Source organism: Rhizobacter sp., from assembly GCF_035702065.1.
Lineage (GTDB): Bacteria > Pseudomonadota > Gammaproteobacteria > Burkholderiales > Burkholderiaceae_C > Rhizobacter.
On the sequence record NZ_DASSRA010000382.1, the window covers coordinates 1 to 6,011 of the forward strand.

Genomic DNA, 6,011 nt, shown 5'->3' on the forward strand with positions numbered 1-6,011 from the left:
TTCTGCCTTTACCTTACCACTGGAAAATATCATGAAAATCGGTACCCCGTTGAGTCCGAGCGCAATGCGCGTCATGCTGCTCGGCAGCGGCGAACTCGGCAAGGAAGTCCTCATCGCCCTGCAGCGCCTCGGCGTCGAGACCATCGCGGTGGACCGCTACCCGGACGCGCCGGGCCATCAGGTGGCGCATCGCGCCCATGTCATCAACATGGCCGACGGCGCAGACCTGCGTGCGCTGATCGAGCGGGAGAAGCCCGACCTGATCGTGCCCGAGATCGAAGCAATCGCCACCGACATGCTGGTGCAGGTCGAGAAGGAGGGGCTGGCGCGCGTCATCCCGACGGCCCGCGCGACGCAGCTCACCATGAACCGCGAAGGCATCCGCCGCCTCGCCGCAGAGACGCTGGGTCTGCCCACGTCGCCATACAAGTTCGCCGACAGTCTGGAGGAATTGCAGGCGGCCATCGACGGCGGCATCGGCTATCCCTGCGTCGTCAAGCCTGTGATGTCCTCCTCCGGCAAGGGACAGTCCAAACTGGATGGTCCGGCTGACGTGAAGAAGGCGTGGGATTACGCCGCCAGCGGTTCGCGCGTGAACCAGGGCAGAGTGATCGTGGAAGGGTTCATCGACTTCGACTACGAGATCACCCAGCTCACCGTGCGCGCCCTCGGCACCGGCGGCCAGGTCGAGACCCACTTCTGCGACCCCATCGGCCACATCCAGGTCAGCGGTGACTACGTGGAAAGCTGGCAGCCGCACCGCATGACCGAGGCCGCCTTGAAGCGCTCACGCGAGATCGCCCAGGCCGTCACCGACAACCTGGGCGGCCAGGGCCTGTTCGGCGTGGAGCTGTTCGTGAAGGGCGACCAGGTGTGGTTCAGCGAGGTGAGCCCGCGCCCGCACGACACCGGCATGGTCACGATGATCACCCAGTGGCAGAACGAGTTCGAGTTGCACGCCCGCGCCATCCTGGGCCTGCCGGTCAACACCGCGCTCAAGAGCCCGGGCGCCAGTGCCGTGATCTACGGCGGGGTGGAAGCGAAGGGCATTGCCTTCGATGGCGTCGACGAAGCCCTGCGCGTGCCCAACACCGAGCTGCGGCTCTTCGGCAAGCCCGAGAGCTTCACCAAGCGCCGCATGGGCGTTGCGCTGGCGTACGACAGTGACGTGGAGGTGGCGCGCCGCAACGCCAAGACGGCGGCCGCCAAGGTCAAGCCACGCCGGGCCTGAGCCTTGTCGCCAAATGCCAGCGAGGTGGGCGTGCACTTTGTCACGCCTCCTCGCAGGCGCGTGCAGACAAGCCAACGGATGCTGAGTACGCTCTCACTCTTGCGCAACGGCCGCTGAGACTCGGCGCCGGTGCGCCATGCGCACGGGGGACGCACGATGGACATCATGGGGATCGCAACGATGCTGGCCGCAGGCCTGGTCGGCGCCTTGCTGGGGGCGGCGGCGGCGTGGGTCGTGATCGGCAACCGTGCCAAGGCGCGGCATGTCCGCTTGGTGGCGGCGGCACGCGAGCAGGTGGCCGCCAGCTCGCAGAACCTGCGCGCCACGAACGCCCGTCTGCAGGCCGAGCTGGAGAAGGAACGCACGGCAGCGCAGCAGCGCCAGGCCGCGTTTGCCGCCGAGCAGCGCTCGTCGGTCACGCGGCTGGAAGGCCAGTTGCGGTTTGCCTATGCCGAGATCGACCGCCTGAACGCCGCCGCGCGTGGCGCCGGTGGTTCATCCGGAGACGGCGTGACCGACGGCAGCGGCTTCGCCCTGACCCGCCCGTTCGAGCGCTGAAACACACCGGGTTCTCCTCTCCTGCGCCAGCCCGGCGCGAAAGAGGGCTTTGTTAAACTGTCGGCCCCGCTGACGAGCCGTCCGGCCCGTGAGTTGGTGCCCCTTAGCTTTACCCACACGCATGACTTCCTCTCATCTCGAACTCCAGCGCGAAGTGGCCGCTCTGCTGGTCCAATCGCTCAACCTCGAGATCGCACCCGAGGCGATTGATCCCCAGGCTCCGCTGTACGGCGAAGGCCTGGGTCTGGATTCGATCGACATCCTCGAAGTCGCCCTGGTGGTCTCGCAGCGATATGGCTTCCAGCTGCGCTCGGACGACGAGAACAACGCACGCATCTTCACTTCGCTGGCCAGCCTCACCGAGCACATCGCCGCCAACCGTGTGAGCTGAACCATGCAGTTGCGCATGGTGGCCCGCATCGCTGCGTTTGCCTTGGCGGGCGTGGCCTACATCGCCGCCTCGCACTGGCTGATGACGCAAACCGATGCCTCGGCCTGGAACGTCGTGGGCGTGCTCAGCCCGATGCTGCTGGTCATCACGGTCGGCGCCTGGCGCAGCGGGCACCGCTGGATCAGTGCCGTCGGGTTGCTGAGCCTGGCCGCGCTGTGCGTGCAGGCCCTGCTGGGGGTGAAGGCCTCTTCCCACGTGCTCTACCTCATCGAGCACGCGGGCATCAACTTCTTCCTCGCGCTGGCCTTCGGCAGCACGCTGCGCCCTGGCCGCACGGCCATCATCACCGCAGTGGCGCTGCGTGTGCATGGCGGCTACCTGCCGCCGCGCCAGCTGCAATACACCCGCACGCTGACCGGTGCCTGGGTGGTCTTCTTCCTGCTCATCGTGAGCACCTCGCTGGCGCTCTTTGCCTTTGCACCGTTCGAGGTCTGGGCGCTCTTCGCCAACGTGGTCACGCCCATCGCCACCGGGGTGATGTTCGGCGGTGAGCACCTGCTGCGCTACCGCCTGCACCCCGAGTTCGAGCGCGCCAGCGTGGCCGAAGCCGTGCGCGCTTACATGCAGGCTCCCAAAACCAGTGGGCAGAGCCCGACGACGACCGCGCCATGAACAGCACCCCACTCATCTGGGCCGACGACCTGCAGGCACCGCTGGCCTGGCGCAATGGCCAGCCACTCTCGCGTCAGCAGTACCTGGCGGACGTGCAACACCTCGCCACGCAGCTGCCCGAAGGCGGCGTGATGCTCAACCTCATCGGCGACCGCTACAGCTTCGCCGTGGGACTCGGTGCTGCCATGCTGCGCGGCCAGAGCAGCCTGCTGCCGCCCAACTACACGCCCGACATGGTCGAGCGCCTGCGCGGCATGTTCACTTCGGCCTACGGGTTGACCGACCACGCCGGCATCGAGGCGGCCCTGCCGATGCTGCGTCACCCCACCGAGGCGGCGCCCGTGCCTGTGCGTACCGAGGTGCCGTTGATCGCCGAGGGCTCGCTGGTGGCGCAGGTGCTCACGTCAGGTTCCACCGGCGCGCCGGTGCCGCACGCCAAGTACTGGAGCCACCTCGCGCGCGGAGCGCTCGGCGAATCGCAGCGGCTCGGGCACTTCATGGGCCGGCCGTCGCTGGCCGGCGTCACGCTCGTCTCCACCGTGCCGTCGCAGCACATGTACGGCTTCGAGTCCACCGTGCTGCTGGCCATGCTGGGGGGAGCGGCCGTCGACACCGAGCGGCCGTTCTATCCGGCGGACATTGCCGCTGCGCTGTCCCGCGCCGCGCGCCCGCGCATGCTGGTGACGACGCCCTTCCACCTCAAGTCACTCCTCGACTCCGGCGTCGCGCTGCCGACCATCGACCTCACGCTGTGCGCCACCGCGCCGCTCTCGCCGCAGCTCGCACAGCGCGCTGAGGCCGCACTGTCCGCGCCGCTGGTCGAGATCTACGGCTGCACCGAAACCGGCCAGGTGGCCACGCGCCGCACCACCCAGGGCGCCGAATGGCAGGCCTTCGATGGCGTCACGCTCAGCGGCGACGGCGACGCCACCGTGGCGCAAGGCGGCCACGTGCCGGTGCCCACCACGCTGTCCGACGTGATCGAGCTGATCGAGCCGACGCGCTTTCGCCTGCTCGGCCGTTCCAATGACCTGATCAACATCGCCGGCAAGCGCAGCTCGCTCGGCCACCTCAACTTCCACCTCAACGCGATCGAAGGCGTGCGTGATGGCGCTTTCTGGCTGCCGCCCGACGAGGTGGCCGATGGCGTGACGCGCCTGATCGCCTTCGTGGTCGCACCCGAGGTGCCGCCCGCCGAGCTGAGCCGCCGCGTCATCGCCGCCATGCGCCAGCGCGTGGATGCCGCCTTCATCCCGCGCCGCGTGGTGTCGGTGCCCGAGCTGCCGCGCTCCGAAGGCACGGCCAAGCTGCCGGCCGCGGCCTTCGCGGCCTGGGCCGAGCGCGTGCTGGCCGACCAACGCAAGCCTTGAACGTGTACGTCTCGCCCGACCACCCCGCCTTTGCGGGCCACTTCCCCGGCCAGCCGCTGCTGCCGGGCGTGAGCCTGCTGGCCGAGGTGCTGGAGGCGGTGCTGCGTGACCCCGACCTTGCATCCAAGGTCGGCCCCACGCCGCGCCTGGGTGTCGTCAAGTTCCTCGCCCCGGTGCGCCCGGGGGCGACGCTCGCGATCCACTTCGACGCTGGCCCCACGGCGCTGCGCTTCGAGGTGCGCAACGCCGAGCGCGCGGTGGCGTCGGGGCACTTCGAGCCTGCGTCGTGAGCCGTGCCGCCGGCTGGGTCGCCGAGCGCGAGCGCAGCAACCTCTGGGCCTTGCGCCTCATCCGCTGGATCGCCTTGACGGCCGGCCGTTCGCTCACGAGGGGGCTGCTGCATCCGATCACGCTCTACTTCCTCGTCGCCAACGGCACCGCGCGCCGCGCCTCGCGCAGCTACCTGAGCCGTGCGCTGCAGCGCCCCGCAAGCCTGGCCGACGTGTACCGCCACATCCACTGCTTCGCCTCGACCATCCTCGATCGCATCTTCTTCCTGCAGGAGCGCTTCGACTGCTTCGAGGTGCGCATCACCGACGGTGACCTCATCCACGTGCCGCTGGCTGAAGGCGAGGGCATCATCGCGGCGGGGGCCCACCTGGGCAGCTTCGAGGCGCTGCGCGCCGATGCGCAAAGCCGCGGCGAGCGCATCACCATGCTGATGTACGAGGACAACGCGCGGCTGATCAACGCCACGCTCGCTGCGGTGGCGCCGGCGGCCAGCCTGCACACCATCGCGCTGGGCCGGCCGGGGGCCATGCTCGCGCTGCGCCAGTGGCTCACCGAGGGCGGCATCGCCGGGCTGCTGGCCGACCGCACGCTGCCCGCACAGTCGGGCCGCTCGCGCACGCTGCAGCTGGACTTTCTCGGCCGCCCGGCGCCGTTTTCCGATGGCCCCTTCCGGTTGGCGGCCATGCTGCGCCGGCGCATGATCTTCGTGGCCGGCCTCTACCATGGTGGCAAGCGCTACGAGTTGCGCTTCGCCGAGTTGGCCGACTTCCGCCAGCTCGGTCCCGAGCAACGCGCCGAAGCCGATCAACTCGTGCAAGACGCCTTGCGGCGCTACGTGGAACTGCTCAACGTGTTGTGCCGCGAATCGCCGTACAACTGGTTCAACTTCTATGACTTCTGGGCCGACGATGCCACGAATGACCCGTCTCCTTGACTGCTTGCGCGCACTGGCCTGCTGCGCCGCGCTGCTGTTGCCCGTGGCCGCCCAGGCCCAGGCGGCGTTCGATCTGCCGCAGCTCACGCAACTGCTGGCCCAGGTGAAGAGCGGCGAAGCCGTCTTCACCGAGAAGCGCACCGTCGACATGCTGGAACGCACGCTCGAGTCCTCGGGCCGGCTGACCTTTGCCGCGCCCGACTCCTTCACGCGCGAGACGCTCAAGCCGCGCCAGGAGAAGGTGGCCGTGGTCGGCAACAAGGTGACGCTGAGCTCGGGCAGCCGCAGCCGCACCGTGCCGCTCGACTCCGCACCCGAGGCGGCGGTCATCATGGACGCCATCCGCGGTACGCTCACCGGCAACCGCGAACTGCTGGAGCGCCACTTCGAGGCGGCCGTCTCCGGCAACCCGCAGCGCTGGAAGCTCGACCTCACCCCCATCGAGCCGCGCCTGCGCGAGCTGGTGCGCACGGTGCAGCTCTCGGGCCAGCAGTCGCACGTAAAGGGCGTGATCGTCACCATGGCCGATGGCGACCGCTCGGTGATGAGCATCGAGCAGGTCAC

8 protein-coding genes are annotated in these 6,011 nt (G+C 68.9%); all 8 read left to right on the plus strand.

Translation table 11 applies throughout. The features are described 5' to 3' along the window. The first annotated feature begins 28 nt into the window (after positions 1 to 28). Positions 29 to 1,231: a formate-dependent phosphoribosylglycinamide formyltransferase gene (gene purT / locus VFL64_RS16795; protein ID WP_489541530.1), complete on the plus strand. Its 1,203-nt coding sequence runs from the start codon at positions 29 to 31 to the stop codon at positions 1,229 to 1,231. Positions 1,232 to 1,396: 165 nt separating this feature from the next. Continuing rightward, entirely contained in the window at positions 1,397 to 1,789 is a 393-nt protein-coding gene (locus VFL64_RS16800; RefSeq protein WP_489541524.1) for a hypothetical protein, read from the plus strand. A 121-nt stretch (positions 1,790 to 1,910) separates the two neighbouring features. After that, positions 1,911 to 2,180, plus strand: a complete 270-nt coding sequence (locus VFL64_RS16805; protein WP_489541525.1) for a phosphopantetheine-binding protein — start codon at positions 1,911 to 1,913, stop codon at positions 2,178 to 2,180. A gap of 3 nt (positions 2,181 to 2,183) precedes the next feature. Continuing rightward, the gene (locus VFL64_RS16810) at positions 2,184 to 2,852 is read left to right on the plus strand and encodes a COG4648 family protein (RefSeq protein WP_489541526.1); all 669 of its coding nucleotides are present in this window, start codon (positions 2,184 to 2,186) and stop codon (positions 2,850 to 2,852) included. Next, positions 2,849 to 4,222: an AMP-binding protein gene (locus tag VFL64_RS16815; protein ID WP_489541527.1), complete on the plus strand. Its 1,374-nt coding sequence runs from the start codon at positions 2,849 to 2,851 to the stop codon at positions 4,220 to 4,222. The genes VFL64_RS16810 and VFL64_RS16815 overlap by 4 nt, the downstream gene beginning before the upstream one ends. A gap of 2 nt (positions 4,223 to 4,224) precedes the next feature. Next, positions 4,225 to 4,512, plus strand: a complete 288-nt coding sequence (locus VFL64_RS16820; protein ID WP_489541531.1) for an ApeI family dehydratase — start codon at positions 4,225 to 4,227, stop codon at positions 4,510 to 4,512. After that, positions 4,509 to 5,447 (plus strand): lysophospholipid acyltransferase family protein, encoded by a 939-nt coding sequence (locus VFL64_RS16825; protein WP_489541528.1) that lies wholly within the window; start codon positions 4,509 to 4,511, stop codon positions 5,445 to 5,447. Before VFL64_RS16820 ends, VFL64_RS16825 begins: the two co-directional genes overlap by 4 nt. After that, a partial coding sequence (locus VFL64_RS16830; RefSeq protein ID WP_489541529.1) for a LolA-related protein occupies positions 5,431 to 6,011 on the plus strand: 581 nt, incomplete at its 3' end. The genes VFL64_RS16825 and VFL64_RS16830, both read left to right, overlap by 17 nt.

Coding starts and splice junctions, on each gene's coding strand:
- VFL64_RS16800 (WP_489541524.1), top strand. CDS start 1,397: ATGGGGATCGCAACGATGCTGGCCGCAGGCCTGGTCGGCGCCTTGCTG.
- VFL64_RS16805 (WP_489541525.1), top strand. CDS start 1,911: ATGACTTCCTCTCATCTCGAACTCCAGCGCGAAGTGGCCGCTCTGCTG.
- VFL64_RS16810 (WP_489541526.1), top strand. CDS start 2,184: ATGCAGTTGCGCATGGTGGCCCGCATCGCTGCGTTTGCCTTGGCGGGC.
- VFL64_RS16815 (WP_489541527.1), top strand. CDS start 2,849: ATGAACAGCACCCCACTCATCTGGGCCGACGACCTGCAGGCACCGCTG.